This is a genomic window from Micropruina sp. (assembly GCF_047607385.1).
Classification (GTDB): domain Bacteria; phylum Actinomycetota; class Actinomycetes; order Propionibacteriales; family Propionibacteriaceae; genus Micropruina.
Window position 1 is genome coordinate 1 of record NZ_JASGDE010000064.1, and the last position, 16691, is coordinate 16691.

At 70.6% G+C, this 16691-nt stretch carries 13 protein-coding genes; 3 read left to right on the forward strand and 10 right to left on the reverse strand.

What is annotated here, in order from left to right; all coding sequences use genetic code 11:
- Positions 1-83: 83 nt before the first annotated feature.
- From cydD to QM582_RS05970, 3 genes are all read right to left on the reverse strand, one after another.
- Complete coding sequence (gene cydD / locus QM582_RS05960; RefSeq protein ID WP_415082652.1) at positions 84-1730, reverse strand: thiol reductant ABC exporter subunit CydD; 1647 nt, start codon at positions 1728-1730, stop codon at positions 84-86.
- Between the two features lie 487 nt (positions 1731-2217).
- Positions 2218-3264, reverse strand: a complete 1047-nt coding sequence (gene cydB, locus QM582_RS05965) for a cytochrome d ubiquinol oxidase subunit II (RefSeq protein ID WP_415082630.1) — start codon at positions 3262-3264, stop codon at positions 2218-2220.
- Positions 3265-3278: 14 nt separating this feature from the next.
- On the reverse strand, positions 3279-4811 hold the full coding sequence (locus QM582_RS05970) for a cytochrome ubiquinol oxidase subunit I (RefSeq protein WP_415082632.1): 1533 nt from the start codon (positions 4809-4811) through the stop codon (positions 3279-3281).
- A gap of 124 nt (positions 4812-4935) precedes the next feature.
- On the opposite strand from QM582_RS05970, the gene QM582_RS05975 reads away from it, so the two are divergent.
- Positions 4936-5250, forward strand: coding sequence for a BlaI/MecI/CopY family transcriptional regulator (locus QM582_RS05975; protein WP_415082634.1), 315 nt, complete (start codon positions 4936-4938; stop codon positions 5248-5250).
- 97 nt (positions 5251-5347) lie between these two features.
- Here the strand turns inward: QM582_RS05975 and QM582_RS05980 are convergent, their stop codons facing one another.
- On the reverse strand, positions 5348-6961 hold the full coding sequence (locus QM582_RS05980; RefSeq protein WP_415082636.1) for a 5-oxoprolinase/urea amidolyase family protein: 1614 nt from the start codon (positions 6959-6961) through the stop codon (positions 5348-5350).
- The gene (locus QM582_RS05985; RefSeq protein WP_415082638.1) at positions 6961-7719 is read right to left on the reverse strand and encodes a LamB/YcsF family protein; all 759 of its coding nucleotides are present in this window, start codon (positions 7717-7719) and stop codon (positions 6961-6963) included. Before QM582_RS05985 ends, QM582_RS05980 begins: the two co-directional genes overlap by 1 nt.
- Positions 7720-7919: 200 nt before the next feature.
- Here QM582_RS05985 and QM582_RS05990 point away from each other — a divergent pair, with 200 nt between their 5' ends.
- Positions 7920-8918, forward strand: a complete 999-nt coding sequence (locus tag QM582_RS05990; protein ID WP_415082640.1) for an LLM class flavin-dependent oxidoreductase — start codon at positions 7920-7922, stop codon at positions 8916-8918.
- Between the two features lie 331 nt (positions 8919-9249).
- Here the strand turns inward: QM582_RS05990 and surE are convergent, their stop codons facing one another.
- The 5 genes from surE to QM582_RS06015 form a co-directional block, all read right to left on the reverse strand.
- Positions 9250-10374, reverse strand: coding sequence for a 5'/3'-nucleotidase SurE (surE, locus tag QM582_RS05995; RefSeq protein ID WP_415082641.1), 1125 nt, complete (start codon positions 10372-10374; stop codon positions 9250-9252).
- Positions 10375-10599: 225 nt separating this feature from the next.
- Positions 10600-11715, reverse strand: coding sequence for an NUDIX domain-containing protein (locus QM582_RS06000; protein WP_415082643.1), 1116 nt, complete (start codon positions 11713-11715; stop codon positions 10600-10602).
- Between the two features lie 243 nt (positions 11716-11958).
- Positions 11959-13848, reverse strand: coding sequence for an ABC transporter ATP-binding protein (locus tag QM582_RS06005; RefSeq protein WP_415082645.1), 1890 nt, complete (start codon positions 13846-13848; stop codon positions 11959-11961).
- Positions 13845-15581, reverse strand: a complete 1737-nt coding sequence (locus QM582_RS06010; protein ID WP_415082646.1) for an ABC transporter ATP-binding protein — start codon at positions 15579-15581, stop codon at positions 13845-13847. Before QM582_RS06010 ends, QM582_RS06005 begins: the two co-directional genes overlap by 4 nt.
- Positions 15575-16168, reverse strand: a complete 594-nt coding sequence (locus QM582_RS06015) for a TetR/AcrR family transcriptional regulator (RefSeq protein ID WP_415082648.1) — start codon at positions 16166-16168, stop codon at positions 15575-15577. The genes QM582_RS06010 and QM582_RS06015 overlap by 7 nt, the downstream gene beginning before the upstream one ends.
- 275 nt (positions 16169-16443) lie before the next feature.
- Here QM582_RS06015 and QM582_RS06020 point away from each other — a divergent pair.
- The coding region (locus tag QM582_RS06020; protein WP_415082650.1) for an ATP-binding cassette domain-containing protein at positions 16444-16691 on the forward strand (248 nt) is incomplete at its 3' end.

Consider the following 16691-nt stretch of genomic DNA (forward strand, 5'->3'; position numbering starts at 1 on the left):
CCTAACTATTTAGCGCTCGCTGAATTCAGCGAGCGCTAAATAGTTAGGCGAGCGCTGGGTGGGCGGCGGGGGTTCCCGGGGTGTCAGCCGAGCCGGACGACCCGGTCGGCCCGGGCGATCACGGCGGGACGGTGCGAGACGGAGACGATGCTGACGTCCAGGCCGGACAGGGCATCCAGCAGGGCGGATTCGGTGGCCGCGTCCAGGCCGGCGGTGGGTTCGTCCAGCACCAGCAGGTCGGCGTCGCCGCGGGTGACCCGGAGCACGGCGCGGGCCACCGCGACTCGGCGCCGCTCCCCGGCGGAGAGCCCCTCGCCGTCGTCGCCGACACCGCGTCCGGGATCGAGACCGGCCCCGCCGGCCAGCCGCAGGCAACGCCGGACGTCGTCGTCGGTCGCCTCCGGCGCACCCAGCCGGACGTTGTCGGCGATGCTGCCGTTGACCATCCCGGGGCTCTGCGCCACCCAGGCGATCCGGGCCCGGCGTGCGGCGGCGTCCGTTTCGGTGCCGTCCAGCCGGAACGACCCCGCCTCGGTGGTCACGAAACCCATCAGGGCATGCAGCAGGGTGGTCTTGCCGACCCCGGTGGTGCCGGTGATCACCGTCAGCTCACCGGTGCGCACCTCGAGATCGATGTCCTCCAGGACGGGGACGTCCGAACCCGGGTAGCGGACGGTGAGCCCGGTGACCCGCAGCAGGGCCGGGGGCTCGTCCGGCTGCTGGGGGAGCGGGGCGCGGGAGGGTCGGGCGTCGGGGCGTCCGGGCGAGGAAGGCTCGATAGACTCGACGGTCGAGGACGTCACCGGCGCGGGCCGCCCGGCGGCTCCGTCCGTCCGAGCCTCGGCACCCTCGATGATCGCGAACGCCGACTCGGCCGCCGCCATGCCGTCGGCGGCGTCGTGATAGTGGACGCCGACCTGGCGGACCGGCAGGTACACCTCGGGAGCCAGGATCAGCACGAAAAACGCGGTGGTCAGGTCGAGCTCGTGGAAGACCACCCGGAAGCCGATGGCCACGGCGACGATCGCCACCGACAGGCTGGCCAGCAGTTCCAGGATCAGCGCCGACAGGAACGACACCCGCAACGTCGCCATGGTCTCGCGACGATGCGCCGCCTCGGACCGGCGCAGCCCCTCGGCCTGGGCGCGGGCCCGTCCGAACACCTGCAGCGTCGGCAGGCCGGCCACCAGATCGGCGAAATGCCCGGCCAACCGGGTCTGCACCCGCCAGCGCTTCCGCGTCCGGGCCTCCGTGGTCCAGCCCACCAGGGCCATGAAGACCGGGATCAGCGGCAAGGTCGCCGCCACGATGAACGCCGAGGTGAAGTCCGCGGTCAGGATCGCGACGCCGATGATCAGCGGGACCGTCACCGCCAGCACCAGCTGCGGCAGATAGCGTGAGTAGTAGCCGTCCAGGGCGTCCAGGCCCTGGGTGAGCAGGGTGACCAGGGACGCCGTGGACGGCTCCGGCCGGACCGGGTCGGCCAGCCGGGCCGCCAGCACGTCGCGCCGCAGCCGGGACTTGACCGCCGCCGACGCGCGCTGCGCCAGCCACTGGTTCAGCCAGGCCAGCACCGCCTTGCCGGCGAACGCCGCGATCAGCGTCGGCACCACGACGGACAGCACGCCCAGGGTGTGGGTCTCGAAGATCTCACCCAGCGCCAGCGACAGCCCCCAGGCCTGGACGATGGTCAGCGCCGCGGTCGCCGAGCCCACCGCCACCCCGCCGATCAGGTAGCCGAGGGGGGCCCGTCCCCGGCGCAGCAGCCGCGGATCCAGCGGTCCCCGGCGAGCGGTGGACGTCCCGGATGCGATGCTCACCGACCCATCCTTGCGCATCGGCCAGGGCGTCCGGCTCAGGTGGTGCGAGCCGACCGCCCAGTGGGCGCTCTCCGTCCGGCGCACCCGACTGGGCCGGTGTGGAACCACTTTCTGGTGCTTATGCCGGCGGTCGCTGGTCACGATTTCCGGTCGAACCGGATTCTGGTGGTTCTGAGTCCGCTCACGAAGTCCCATACCCACCAGAAAGCGGTTCGAGTCGAATCCGGCCCTCGGGGGTGTCTCCATAACAACAAGAAGGTGGTTCGAGGAGGGCAAGCGGTGGGTGAACCCGGTGGTGTGGGACGCCTGGCGCCGGTTCACGGTGAGCGTCCCGCGCCCGGCCGCGAAACCGACGGTGCCCAGGATCGGGACGGCCTTACCGGACGTGAGGACCGGGCTAGTGGTGCACCTCGTCGGGGATGTTCTTGGTGCTCAGCCGGCGGCGGAACACCCAGTACGACCAGGCCTGGTAGGCCAGCACCAGCGGGACGAAGATCACTGCGGCCCAGGTCATGATGCCCAGGGTCATCGGGGTGGCGGACGCCGTCACGATGTTCAGCGGGGCGGCGCCGGACGCGGAGTTGTCGAAGCCCAGGTTCGGGTACATCCGCAGGAAGATCCCGATCGCGATCACCGCGGTCGCCACGGCGGTGCCGACGAAGGCCCAGCCGTCGCGGTCGGCCCGCACCATGAACCAGGCCAGCACCAGGCCGGCGGCGGCCACCACCATCAGGATCCAGCCGGACGCGCCGGTGCTGTAGGCCAGGTTCGACCAGAGCAGCCAGACGGCGCCGCCGCCGATCACGCCCAGGCCGATCCGCTCGGCGAACGCCTTGGCCCGCTCGTGCACCTCACCGCGGGTCTTCAGCGCCAGGAAGATCGAGCCGTGGAACAGGAACAGCGCCACCATCACCACGCCGCCGAGCAGCGCGAACGGGCTGAACAGCGACCAGAACCCGCCGGTGAACACATGCACGCCCGGACGTCCCTCGGCCTGCTGCACCGGCAGCCCGATGACGAAATTGGAGAAGCCGACACCGAACACCAGCGAGACCACCAGCGAACCGATCGCGGCGCCGGCGTCCCACCGCTTCTTCCAGGACTGCTCGGGGCGCTTGGCGCGGTACTCGAAGGCGAGCCCGCGCACGATCAGTCCGAGCAGGATCAGGAACAGCGGCAGGTACAGCGCCGAGAACAAGGTGGCGTACCAGCCGGGGAAGGCGGCGAAGGTGGCGCCGCCGGCGGTCAGCAGCCAGACCTCGTTGCCGTCCCAGACCGGTCCGATGGTGTTGACCAGGACCCGCTTCTCCTTGTCGTTGCGACCCAGGAAGGGGATCAGCATGCCGACCCCGTAGTCGAAGCCCTCGAGCACCAGGAAGCCGATCCACAGCACGGCGATCAGGCCGAACCAGACCAATTGCAGGGTGGTGGGTTCCACGATCATCTCAGCACCCGCTCTCAGTACGCGAAGGACAGGACGTCGTCGTCATCGGTTATCTGTTTCACCGGTTCGACCTCCGGTAGGCCGAGCTTGATGTACTTCAGCATCAGGCCCACCTCGACCACGGCCAGCGCCCCGTAGACCAGGGTGTAGCCGATCACGCTGATCCACAACTCGGTGATGGTGACGCCGGGGGAGATGCCGGCCATGGTGGGCAGCACCCCGGAGACCAGCCAGGGCTGGCGTCCCATCTCGGTGAAGATCCAGCCGAACGAGTTGGCGAACAGCGGCCCGAGCGGCATCAACACCATCAGCAGCGTCCAGATCGGATGCCTGGGCGGCAGCCCGCCCTTGCGCAGGAACCACAGCACCAGCAGGGCCACCCCGATCGCGGCCATGCCCAGCCCGATCATCAGCCGGAAGCTCCAGTAGGTGACCGGGATGATCGGGGTCGCGCTCTCCACCCCCCAGGCCCGCATGTGCTCGGCGTAGGCCTGCTGCAGGGTGTTGCTCGGGTCGACCAGCTGGCCCTGCTCGTGGGCCTCCTTGAGCGGGTTGATGCCCTTGACCTCGCCGTCCCAGGTGCCGGTGGCAAGGAAGGACAGCAGATTCGGCACGGTCAGCGCGAAGATCTCCTCCGAGCCGTCCAGCGAGCCGATGGTGAAGACCGAGAACGGGGCGCCGGTGCCGTTGCCGCCGGCCGTCTCGTAGAGTGCCTCGGCGGCGGCCATCTTCATCGGCTGCACCTCGGTCATGATCTTGCCCGACTCGTCGCCGGTGATGGTCAGCCCGACCCCGGAGACCAGCATGGCGATCGCGGCGAAGGTGGCTGCGAAGCGGTGCGCGGCGATGCTGTTGTCCGGCTTCGGCGACTCGCTGTCGGCATCGGACGCCTTCGCTGCCGGTTCGGACGCCGCCCGGTTCAGCTTGGCCAGGTGCCATCCGGAGACCGCGGCGACCAGTGCCGCGGCGGTCAGCCAGGACGCCATCAGGGTGTGCGGCAGCGCCCAGAGCATGACCGGGTTGGTCAGCACCGCGCCGAAGTCGGCCATCTCGGCGCGGTCGGTGACCGGGTTGTAGATGGCGCCCTGCGGGTTCTGCATGAACGAGTTGGCGGCCAGGATGAAGATCGCGCTCAGGTTGGTGCCGACCGCGGCCGCCCAGATCGCGGCCAGGTGGATCTTCTTCGGCAACCGGTCCCAGCCGAAGATCCACAGGCCGAGGAAGGTCGACTCCATGAAGAAGGCGAGCAGCGCCTCGAAGGCCAGCGGGGCGCCGAAGATGTCGCCGACGAAGCGGGAGTACTCGCTCCAGTTCATCCCGAACTGGAACTCCTGGACGATGCCGGTGACCACGCCCATCGCGAAGTTGATCAGGAACAACTTGCCGTAGAACTTGGTCAGCCGCAGGTACTTGTCGTTGCCGGACCGGACCCAGAGGGTCTGGAAGATCGCGACGATGAACGACAGTGCCAGCGTGACCGGCACGAAGAACCAGTGATAGACCGTGGTAATGCCGAACTGCCACCGCGCGAGTGTGACCGGATCCATGCCGGCAATGTACCTCGTCGGGCCGGGCGGACGGAGCCCCATCCGGCGACTTGCGCGAAGACGAGTTCGGACGAGATGTACTACAACCTGTCGTAGATAGCCGAGTTGCGCATAGGATGCTGTCATGCCCGTGTTCGGCGAGCTGGAACAAGCTGTGATGGACGTGCTGTGGTCGAGCCCCACAGCACTGTCGGTGCGCGCTGTCCAGGCGGCGCTGGCCGGTGAACGCGAGTTGGCGTACACCACCGTGATGACGGTGATGGACCGGCTGGCGAAGAAGGGCCAGCTGCTGCGGGAACTCGACGGACGCGCCTGGCACTACCGCCCGGCGCAGTCCTGGGCCGAGCTGGTCCGCGATGAGATCGTCGCCCTGCTGGACAGTGGCCCGGCCGATCAGCGCCAGGCGGTGCTGGACGAGGTCCGGCAGCGGGTCGGCTGAGCCGCACCCGCCGAACTCCGCCGACGTCCTCGACAAGGTGTCTCGTCCGGCAGCGGGTCAGTTGAGTTGACCCTACGGAGGCGTCCGGGCTGCTCGCTCAGCCGCCGTGCACTCGACGAAAACTGACCCGATCCCCGGGCCTGGCCTGGGCCAGGGCATCGCAGCCGGCTTCGGTCAGCACCCCGACCACCGGATAGCCGCCGGTCACCGGATGATCGGCGCCGAAGATCACCGGACGCCCGTCGGGCGGCACCTGGATGCTGCCGCGCACCATCGGTTCGGAGGGCAGTTCGGCCCCGGCCCTGGACGGGTGCCGTGGTAGCGGATCGCCGAGCAGCCGGACGCCGATCCGGTCGCTGCGGTCGGAGACCCGCCACTGCTGAACGGTCAGCGCCGCCGGGTCGGCCAGCCAGTCGGAACGCGGACCGGGCAGCACGTCGAGGGTCGGTCCGGAACCTCCCGGGCCGCGGGGGATGCTCTCCACGGCCAGCAAGCGGGGCGCCTGCGGCGTCCGGACGCCGACGAAGTCGCCGGCGGCCAGCCGCGGCGGGCCGATGCCGGAGAGCGTGTCGGTGCTGGCCGACCCGAGCACCGGCGGCACCTGGAAACCGCCGGCCACCGACAGATAGCTGCGCAGCCCGGCGCGAGGGACGCCCAGCAGCAGCTCCTGCCCGGCGCGCAGGTAGACCGGACCGTTGTGGGTCACCGGCCGGCCCTGCACGGTGGCCGCGCAGTCGGCGCCGGTGAGCGCGATCAGGCAGGTGCTCCGGGCCCGGACCCGCAGCCCGCCGAAGGTGATCTCCAGGGCGGCCAGTCCGGGCGGATTCCCGGTCAGCCGTCCGCCCAGCCGGTAGGCGGCCCGGTCGGCGGCGCCGGAGCGTCCGACCCCGAGGGCCGCGTAGCCGGGACGTCCCTCGTCCACGATCAGGGCGAGCGGCCCGGCGGCCAGCACGTCCAGGCCCTGGGCTCCGCGGTCCAGCTCGTCGAGACCCGGGCCGGCGTCCGGGCCGGCCGGTCGGTCGGGCTTGTCGCGACCCCTGGGCCCGGGTGTGGTTTCGACCGGCTCTTTCGGCGGTTCGATCGCCCGGAAGCGCACCCGGGCACCCGGCCGGAGCAGCGCCGGCGGGTCGCGCTCGGCGTCCCACAGCGCGGCGTCGGTGCGGCCGATCAGCTGCCAGCCGCCCGGCGACGGACGCGGGTAGATGCCGCTGAACGGGCCGGCCAGGCCGACCGCGCCAGCTGGGACGGTGGTGCGCGGCTCGGCCCGGCGCGGCACCTCGAGCCGGGGATCGCCGCCGGTCAGATAGCTGAACCCGGGCGCGAAGCCGCCGAACGCCACCGTCCAGTCGGTACCGGTGTGGGCGGCCACCACCTCGGACGCCGGCAGCCCGGTGAGCCGGGCCACCTCGTCCAGGTCGGCGCCGTCGTAGACCACGTCGATGGTCACCGTCTCGGCGTCGGCCGGTCCGGACGGCGTCCCGTCCAGCCGGGTCAGCAGCCCGGCCAGCGCATCGCGCACGGGGCCCGGGGCGGCGCCGTCCGCCAGGCCGAGCAGCAGGGTGGTGGCCGCCGGCACCAGGTCGACGACGGCGGCGAACGGCCCGCTGCCGAGCAGCGGCTGCAGAGCGCGTTGCAGCCCCAGCACGGCGTCCAGGCCGTCGAGTTCGACCAGCACGGCCCGTTCGCCACAGGGCAGCAGCCGGCCGTCCATCAGGCGAAGGCCTTCACCTCGACGCCGGCCGAGGCCAGCAGTTCACGGACCCGGCGTGCCATCGCCACCGCGCCGGGGGAGTCGCCATGGGTGCACAGCGACTCGGGACGCAGCGGCACCTCGGTGCCGTCCACCGCGGTCACCACGCCGTCGGTGACCATCCGGAGGGCGCTCTGGGCGGCCTGTTCGTGATCGGCGATCAGGGCGCCGGGCTGGCGTCGCGGCACCAGCGTCCCGGCGGCGGTGTAGCCGCGGTCGACGAAGGCCTCGGCGACGGTCCGCAGGCCGGCCGCCCGGGCGACGTCCAGCACCACGGCGCCGGGCAGTCCGAGCAGCGGCAGCGTCGGGTCGAAAGCGAGGATCGCCGCGACCACCGCCTCGGCGTGCGCCTCGTGGTGGACCACGGTGTTGTACAGCGCGCCGTGCGGTTTCAGATAGGCCACCTCGGTGCCGGCCGCGACGCACATCGCCTGCAGCGCGCCGAGTTGATAGAGCACGTCGGCGCGCAACTCGTCGAAGGAACAGTCCAGGAAGCGGCGTCCGAAGCCGGCCAGATCGCGGTAGGACACCTGGGCACCGATCCGGACGCCGCGGCGCGCCGCCAGTTCGCAGGTGCGTTGCAGGGTGAGCGGGTCGCCGGCATGGAATCCGCAGGCGACGTTGGCGCTGGTGACGATCTCCAGCATCGCCTCGTCGTCGCCGAGGCGCCAGGAACCGAACGATTCGCCCAGATCGGCGTTGAGGTCGATCGTCGCCATGGGTCAACCCTATTTCGTCCGCCGACGTCCGGCGCCGTGGATCAGCGACCGATTCCGACCCGATCTGAGGCGGACGAGGCGGAATGCCCCTCGAATCGGTCGCCGTCTGACGAGCGCACGTCCGATGGCGGAGCGTCGGACGGGGACGGTGCGGCTCCCGTCCGGGAATGTTCTCCAGCCCGGACGCCGTTGTTCCGGTCGTGACCGATGCGACCCCGCCCGATGTCCCGCTGTCCATCCTCGACCTGGCCCAGGTGCTGCCCGGCGAATCCGTCGCGGACGGCCTGGCCGCCACCGTCGCACTGGCCCGGAACGCCGAACGTTGGGGCTACCGGCGGGTCTGGTACGCCGAGCACCACAACATGCCGACCATCGCGTCGTCGGCGACCGCGGTGCTGATCGCGCACGTCGCCGCCCACACCTCGACGATCCGGCTGGGCGCCGGCGGGGTGATGCTGCCCAACCACGCGCCGCTGGTGATCGCCGAGCAATTCGGCACGCTGGCCGAGCTGCACCCGGGCCGGATCGACCTCGGCCTGGGCCGCGCGCCCGGCACCGACCAGACCACGGTGCGGGCGCTGCGCCGCACCCCGGGAGCGGCCGACACCTTCCCGTCCGACGTCCAGGAGTTGCAGGGCTTCCTCGGCGAGTCGGTGATTCCGGGCGTCGTCGCGACGCCGGGCGCCGGGACTCGGGTGCCGCTGTTCATCCTGGGCTCGTCGCTGTTCGGTGCCCAGCTGGCGGCCGCGCTCGGCCTGCCGTACGCGTTTGCGTCCCACTTCGCCCCGGACGCGCTGGAGGCCGCGGTGGCCAGCTACCGCCGCGACTTCAAGCCGTCCGAGCAGCTGGCCGAGCCGTACGTGATCGCCGGGGCGGGGGTGATCGCCGCCGACACCGAGGACGAGGCGCGGCGGCTGTTCGAACTGACCCGGCGGGCTCGGGTCAAGACCTTCCTGGGCCGCGGTCGGACGCTCACCGACGACGACGTCGAGGTGCTGCTGGAGGGTCCGGGAGGAGCCCAGGTCGACCACATGCTGCGCTACACCGGTGTCGGCACCGGCCCTCAGGTCCGGGACTGGCTGCGCCGCTTCGCCGTCCATGCCGACGCCGACGAGCTGATCCTGGTCTCCTCCGCGGTGGACCGGGCGGCCGCCGTCCGTGCCCTGGAACTGGTCGCCCCGGACGCTCCGGTCTCCTGACCCACCAATCGCTTCCCTAAGAAGGAACCGCTGATCAATCATGTCCCGGCTGCGGCGCACCCGGACGGGCGATCTGCGGCCCCCAAATCTTGCGCCGTACGTCCAGCACGCCCCCAAGATCCGGGGGCCGCAGCTCATCCCGCCGGGCACGTCCTCGCTCGGAACAGCGCTGATTTTCGCTGGTCGAGCTTGTTGAGACCGCTCTGGCAACGGGTTTCGACAAGCTCAACCAGCGAGAGGCCGCATTGATCAGCGCTTCCTTAGGCGAGCGATGGAGGGCTGTGCCCGGGCTCGGCAAGCACCGAACCCGGGCACCGGGAGAGATCCGGGATCAGCCCATCAGCCGTCCGCTCTGCACCTCCTTGCGCAGCCGGGCGTCCTGACCGGTCTGCAGAGTGCGGTCCCGGGTCAGCGCGGTGAGGGTGATCTTGCCGGCGAACAGCGCGGTGCTGTCGGCGTCCCGGCGCGGTTCGTCGATGCAGTGCTCGGCCGGGCAGACCGCCCAGCCGATGGTGAAGCTCTTCGACCCGGCCTCGGTGGGCTGGTAGGTGTGCACACCGAAGGTGCCCTGGCCGACCCGGGTCCACACCGGACGTCCCGGGTTCTGACCGTTGGTGACGTCCGGGTAGTTCACGTTGACCACGTAGGCGTCGGTGAGCAGCCGCTTGGCCCGCAGCTTGCCGATCAGGTCGGCGCCGAAGTCCGCCGCGGCCAGGTAGGTCGGCCGGGTCACGGTGTCCGAGACCGGCTCGACGTGACCGGAGAAGGCGACCGCCGGGACGCCGTTGTCGATCGCGGCGATGGCTGCCGCGACCGTCCCCGAGTCATTGATCGAAGCGCTCACATTGGGTCCGGAGTTGATCCCGCTGACCACCAGATCGGGTGCTCCCTTCCAGCCGACCAGCGCCTTCAGCCCGTCGTGCAGGGCGAATTTGACGGTGTCGGCGGGGGTGGCGCTCGGGGTGTCCGGGGTGCAGACGGTGCCGCGGCACAGTCCGTAGACCGCGCCGCCGGAGGGTGCCATGCCGCAGTCGCTCTCGTAGCCGGCGGGCAGCGCGGTGCGGCGTTCCGCGGTCAGCGTGCCGCTGTTGGTGACCGATCCGCCGGCTCCGCTCATGTAGCCCCAGGGTGCGATCACCACGACGTCGGCGCCCGCCGCGCACAGCGATTTGCGCATGTCGTACATGCCGATGCCGTCCTTGCCGTTGGCTCGCGACGCCTGCATCGAGTCGTCGTTCGACATCAGGATCCGAAGGCCGGAGAGCGGCTTCTTCTTCGGTGGACGCCGGTGCTGCGGCTGCGCCTCGGTGGCGAGCGTGGCCGACGCCGCCACCGCGTCCTGCCCCGCCTGCGGAATGGCCGGCGCCGCCTGGGCGCCGAACTGGGGAGTGACGGACGCCGTCAGTGCGGCCACCGCGAGGCCCGCCAGTAGGCCGAACTGCAGCTTCTTCTTCATAGGGGTTGCCTCTCCGCGCCGATCCGGTTCCGTCGCCGATGACGGAGGCTGCCGGACGGCGCCATCCGCACAGGCTGGCGGCTGACCCCTCGGGCGGCAACCCGGCAGCCGTGATCCGGGACGGTGCGGACGTCCCGGGACCGACGTTGCCCTGCTTCGGCGTCGTTCGCCCGGTTCAAACCGCGGATAGGACGCCAAACCGGGGCAACGTGCCCGACTGCGGGTTCAGAGCAGTGCGCGGATCGCGTCCCGGCGTTCCAGGAAGCCGGCCAACGCCCGTTCGGTGCGCTCCGGCTCGCCCTGCGCGGCCAGATTGATCATGCCCTCGTCGCCACGGCGGACGGCCTCGCGGATGCCGTCGACGGCCAGCTGCACCCGAGGCCGGACGGAGTCCAGCACGGTCGCCGGGTCGGTGCCGTAGGCGTCGGCGAACACGGTCAGCCGGCGCGCCGCCTGGTCTGCCGGGATGGGCCGGAACAGCGGGATCGCCGACCAGGCGGTGTGGCCGAGATCGTGCACCGGGGTGGACGGGCCGGCCAGGTCCCAGTCGAACACCCCGGACACCTCGTCGCCGCGGAACGCCACGTTGTAGGGGGCGGCGTCGTTGTGGGTGATCTGGGTCGGGGTCTCGACACCGAAGAAGCGCCATGGCCCCGGATGTTCGAAGCCGGCGGACGCGTCGTGCAGCCCGCGCAGCCAGCGGCCCAGCGAGGCCAGCCGGGCGTCCGAGAGCTGTTCGGCGTCCACGTCGATCACCTCGCCGGGCAGGTAGTCGAGGATCTCCCGGCCGCGGGCGTCCAGGCCGTGCACCCGCGGGACCGCCGGTAGCCCGGCCGCGGCGAGATGGCGCAGCAGGGCGTGCACCGCCGGCGTCCAGGGTCCGATCGGACGCCGCACCGTCGTCCCGATCCGGACCGCGCCGCCCACGTTGCCGCCCGGCAGCCGGTCCCCGTCGAGCAGCAACTCCCGTAGCCGGGGCAGGAAAGGACGATCCGGTTCCAGCCAGTCGACATCGTCCAGCTGCTCGGGGGCGAGCCAGCGCAGGGCGTCGTGTTCGGTGCCGGACGGCTCACCGTCCACGAGCCGGCACAGGGCCACCCGCAGCTCCAGTTCGCGGCCCCGATCGTCGCCCCGGACGGCGTCCGGCAGCCATCCGACGACCTCGACCGCACAGCCCAACTCCTCGGCGATCTCCCTGGTCAGGGCCGTTTCCGGGGATTCGCCGGGATCGACCTTGCCGCCCGGGAACTCCCAGCGACCCGCCTCCGCGGCCGGGTAGCTGCGCCGGGCGGAGAGCACTGTTCCGCGCCGCACGATGGCGGCGCCCACGACCTGCAACACCCGGCCGACCCTATCTGCCTGTGCTTCGCCCCGGGGAACGGCGATGTCGAGAAGGCTCGCCCGGGCGAGTGGGAGGCCCGGGACGCCGGTGGGACGCCGGGGACGGTTCTTTTCGTGCCACTGGTACTACGAATGGGACGATAGGAACCGTCCCCGTCGTCCCACAGGTACTACCAGTGGCACGAAAAGAACCGTCCCCACCGTCCCACGGCGAGCCCGACCAAGCCCGGCCGGGGGCGAGCGCTACGCGGCTTGCTCCTCGTCGTCCAACCCGCCGGCGAACTGGGAGCGGTAGAGCCGCCGGTACGCGCCGTCCTGCTCCAGCAGGGCCTGGTGCGATCCCTGCTCGACGATGGCGCCGTCCTCCATCACCAGGATGGTGTCCGCGTCGCGGATGGTGGAGAGCCGGTGCGCGATCACGAACGACGTCCGGCCGCCGCGCAGCGCCTGCATGGCGTGCTGCACCAGCAGTTCGGTGCGGGTGTCCACCGACGAGGTCGCCTCGTCCAGGATCAGGATCGCCGGGTCGGACAGGAACGCCCGGGCGATGGTGATCAGCTGCTTCTCGCCGGCCGACACGTTCGATCCCTCGTCGTCCAGCACGGTGTCGTAACCGTCCGGCAGCGAGTGCACGAAACGGTCCACGTAGGTCGCCTCGGCGGCGGCGCGGATCTCGGCGTCGGTGGCGTCCGGACGCCCGTAGGCGATGTTGTCCCGGATGGTCCCGCCGAACAGCCAGGCGTCCTGCAGCACCATGCCGATGTTCGACCGCAGCTCGGAGCGCGGCACCGCGGCGATGTCCACCCCGTCGATGGTGATCCGTCCCGCGTCCACGTCGTAGAACCGCATCAGCAGATTCACCAGGGTGGTCTTGCCGGCCCCGGTCGGCCCCACGATGGCGACCGTCGATCCCGGTTCGGCGACCAGCGACAGGTCGCTGATCAGCGGCTTCTTCGGATCGTAGGAGAACGCCACGTGCTCGAACTCCACCCGGCCCTGCAACGGCTCGGGCAGATGCCCGGTGCGATCCGGGGTCTGCTCGGCGGCGTCCAGCACCTCGAAGACCCGCTCGGCCGACGCCACCCCCGACTGCAGCAGGTTGGTCATCGAGGCCAGCTGGGTGATCGGCTGGGTGAACATCCGGGCGTACTGGATGAACGCCTGCACGGCACCCAGCGTCATCGTGCCGGCCGCCACCCAGATGCCGCCGATCACCGCGATCGCGACGTAGCTGAGGTTCCCGATGAAGAACACGCAGGGCATGATGATGCCGCTGATGAACTGCGCCTTGAACGACGACTCGTACATCTCCTCGTTCTTCGCCGCGAAGCCGGCGGCCACCTCACGCTGGCGGCCGAAGACCTTGACCAGCGCATGCCCGGTGAACGCCTCCTCGACGTGCCCGTTGAGCTCGCCGGTGGACCGCCACATGTCGACGAAGCGGCGCTGCGAACGCTTCATCACCTGCGCGGTGACCAGCGCGGTCAGCGGCACCGAGACCAGCACCACCAGGGCCAGGGTGGGCGACAGCCACAGCATCACCGCCAGCACGCCCAGCACGGTGAAGATGTTGTTCAGCATCTGCGCCAGGGTCTGCTGCAGCGACTGGGCGATGTTGTCGATGTCGTTGGTGACCCGGCTGAGCAGCTCGCCGCGGGGCTGCCCGTCGAAGTAGGTGATCGGCAGCCGGTGCAGCTTGTTCGCCACCTGCTCGCGCATCCGATACACGGTGCGCTGGACGATGTCGTTGATCAGGTAGCTGGCCCACCACAGCACCAGTCCGGACGCCACGTACACCCCGAGTGCCTCGAGGATGACCGTGCCCAGGCCGGAGAAGTCGATCCCGCCGCCGCGGGCGCCGTCGAAGATCAGGTCGGTGCCGCGGGCCAGGATGACCGGGCCGAGGGCGTTGCCCAGCGTGGCCAGCGCCGAGATCACGATCACCAGGACGATCAGGTTCCGCTCCGGCCGCATCATGCCGAGCAGCCGCTTCGCCGACGCGCCGAAGGTCACCGCCTTCTCGGCCGCGCCCATCCCGCCCATCGGGCCGCCCATGCCGCGGCGGGCCTGGGCTGCGTGCTCGGGACGTGCGTTGGCCTTGCGGGGTGCTTGATCGGGTGCCTGCTGGCTCATGCTGCTGCCTCCTCGGCCTTGAACTGGGATGCGACGATCTCGGCGTAGGTGGGGCAGTCGGCGAGCAGCGCCTCGTGGGTTCCCTCACCCACGATGCGGCCGTCGTCGAGCACCACGATGGTCTCCGCGTCGCGGATGGTGGACACCCGCTGCGCCACGATCAGGACGCCGGCCTCGGCGGTCTCGCGAGCCAGGGCGGCCCGCAGCCGGGCATCGGTGACCACGTCGAGTGCCGAGAAGGAGTCGTCGAAGACGTAGATGTCGGGCTTCTTCACCAGCGCCCGGGCGATGGACAGCCGTTGCCGCTGGCCGCCGGAGACGTTGGTGCCGCCCTGCGCGATCGGGGCGTCCAGCTGGTCGGGCATGGCCCGGACGAAGTCGGCCGCCTGGGCCGTCTCCAGCGCCGCCCAGAGTTCGGCGTCGGTGGCGTCCGGCTTGCCGTAGCGCAGATTGGACGCCACGGTGCCGCTGAACAGGTACGGCTTCTGCGGCACCAGCCCGATCCGCGACCACAGCAGGTCCGGATCCAGTTCGCGGACGTCCACCCCGTCCACCGCGACCCGGCCGCCGGTGGCGTCGAAGAGCCGCGGGATGAGGCTGATCAGGGTGGTCTTGCCGGCGCCGGTGGAGCCGATGATGGCGGTCGTCTCGCCGGGACGGACCCGCAGGTTGATGCCGGACAGGACGGGTTGCTCGGCGCCCGGGTACTTGAACTCGACGTCGCTGAGTTCGACGGTGCCGTGCCCGGCCAGCGATCGCACCGGGTCGACCGGCGGGACGACCGTCGAATCGGTGTCCAGGACCTCGCCGATCCGGCGGGCGCTGACCACCGCGCGGGGCGCGATCATCAGCATCATCGTGGCCATCATCACGCTCATCAGGATGGTGGTCAGGTACTGGATGAAGGCCAGCAGCTGACCGGTCTCCATGTAGCCGTCGGCGACCCGGAAGGCGCCGAACCAGGTGACCCCGATGGTGGACACGTTCATCACGAAGAAGACGGTCGGGAACAGCGTCATCATCCGGCGTCCGACCTTGGTGGCGGTCTCGGTGAGCTCGGCGTTGGCGACCGCGAAGCGATCCGTCTCGCGGGGTTCGGCGGTGAAGGCCCGGATCACCCGCAGACCGGAGATCTGCTCGCGCAGCACCCGGTTGATGGTGTCGATCCGCGTCTGCTGGGTGGAGAACAGCGGCATCATCTGGCTGACGATCAGTCCGATGACGGCGCCCAGGATCACCACCGCGACGGCGATCGTCCAGGACAGTCCGGGGTCTTCGCGCAGCGCCATGATGATGCCGCCGACCATCATGATCGGCGCCGAGACGATCATGAACGCCGTCATCATCACCAGTTGCTGGATCTGCTGGACGTCGTTGGTGGTGCGGGTGATCAGGCTGGGGGCTCCGAATTTGGCCACCTCGCGGGCGGAGAACGCCAGGGTGCGGTCGAAGATCGCGGTGCGCAGGTCGCGTCCGAACGCCATCGCCGAGCGGGCGCCCAGCCAGACGGCGGTGATCTGGGCCGCCATCTGGATGACGGTGACGCCCAGCATCAGCGCGCCCAGGCTCAGGATCAGGCCGGTGTTGCCGGTGGCGATGCCGTCGTCGACGATCCGGGCGTTCAGGGTGGGCAGGTACAGCGCGGCCCCGTTGGCGGCCAACTGGAGCAGCACCACCAGCGCCAGCTGCCCGTAGTAGGGCCGTAGATAGTCACGCAGGATGCGGATCAGCATGTGGTGTCCTCGGTGGAGTGAGTGGCGATGCCGTGCAGGATGATGCGGGCGAGTTGCCGCGGGTCGGTGGCGTCCGGATGATCGGCGAGCGGCATGACGGCCGCGAAGGCCATCGCCGAGATCGCCCAGCAGGCGGTGGGGCCGCCGACGGTGAGGCGGTCGTCGAATCGGGAGAGGACGCGGGTCATCGCCTCGTCGACGGCCCGGTGGAAGTCTCTGTGCGGTGGCCGGCGTCGCTGGCCGTGCGGCCGCGACTGGGCGAGTGCCGACATCAGTGAGCGGACCTGCTCGATGCGGCCTTTCAGCACCCTGACCATCCAGGTCACGGTGTCCTCCAGGTCGAGATCGGCGGGGATCGCCTCGATTGCGGCGACCACCGGTTCCGGGGCCATGCAGTCGTCGACGACGGCCTCGATCAGGTTCTGTTTGGTGCCGAAGGCGCGGAAGATGGTGCCCTCCGCCACGTCGGCGCACTCGGCGATCTGCCGGGTGGTGATCTGCATCCCGTGCTCGAGCAGCAGCGGACGGGTGGCCTCGATCAAGGCCCGCCGTCGCTCGTCCGGGGTCATCGGGTTGGCTCTGCTCACGAGAGACGAGTGTATGAGTGAGTACTCACTCATTCAAGTCGGTGGGGTTGCCGACCTGCTCGCTCTCGGCAGCACATTGCCCTGGTTCGGCGTCCTTTCCACGGTTCAAACCTGGTGAATGAAGCGAAACCAGGGCAACGTCGGTGCGGGGTGCGGGGTGCGGGGTGCAAGGGGGAAGTGGCCGGTTTGACTCGCAGCCGGTCGATCCCGCACCCTGGTCACATGTCGAACTGAACCTCTCGCCCAGCTCCCATCCGAAGCGATCGAGGTTCGTCATGTCCGCATCACTCTTCCTTTCCGGCATCGCCGCCTCCTTCGGCGCGCGTCCGCTGTTCTCCGGGCTCGACCTGCGGCTGACCCCGGGGGACGTCACCGCGCTGGTCGGCCCGAACGGGGCCGGCAAGACCACGCTGCTGCGGATCGCCGCCGGCCTGCACACCCCGGACGCCGGCGCCGTCCGGTTCGCGCCGCCGGACGCCACCCTCGGCTACCTGCCTCAGGAGCCGCCCGCCCCGGAGGAGAA

Excerpts from the sequence above, each read along its gene's own strand:
- QM582_RS05970 (WP_415082632.1), bottom strand. The coding sequence starts at position 4,811 with ATGGATCCGGTCACACTCGCGCGGTGGCAGTTCGGCATTACCACGGTC.
- QM582_RS05980 (WP_415082636.1), bottom strand. The coding sequence starts at position 6,961 with ATGGACGGCCGGCTGCTGCCCTGTGGCGAACGGGCCGTGCTGGTCGAA.
- surE (WP_415082641.1), bottom strand. The coding sequence starts at position 10,374 with ATGAAGAAGAAGCTGCAGTTCGGCCTACTGGCGGGCCTCGCGGTGGCC.
- QM582_RS06010 (WP_415082646.1), bottom strand. The coding sequence starts at position 15,581 with ATGCTGATCCGCATCCTGCGTGACTATCTACGGCCCTACTACGGGCAG.
- QM582_RS05975 (WP_415082634.1), top strand. The coding sequence starts at position 4,936 with ATGCCCGTGTTCGGCGAGCTGGAACAAGCTGTGATGGACGTGCTGTGG.
- cydB (WP_415082630.1), bottom strand. The coding sequence starts at position 3,264 with ATGATCGTGGAACCCACCACCCTGCAATTGGTCTGGTTCGGCCTGATC.
- QM582_RS06005 (WP_415082645.1), bottom strand. The coding sequence starts at position 13,848 with ATGAGCCAGCAGGCACCCGATCAAGCACCCCGCAAGGCCAACGCACGT.
- QM582_RS05985 (WP_415082638.1), bottom strand. The coding sequence starts at position 7,719 with ATGGCGACGATCGACCTCAACGCCGATCTGGGCGAATCGTTCGGTTCC.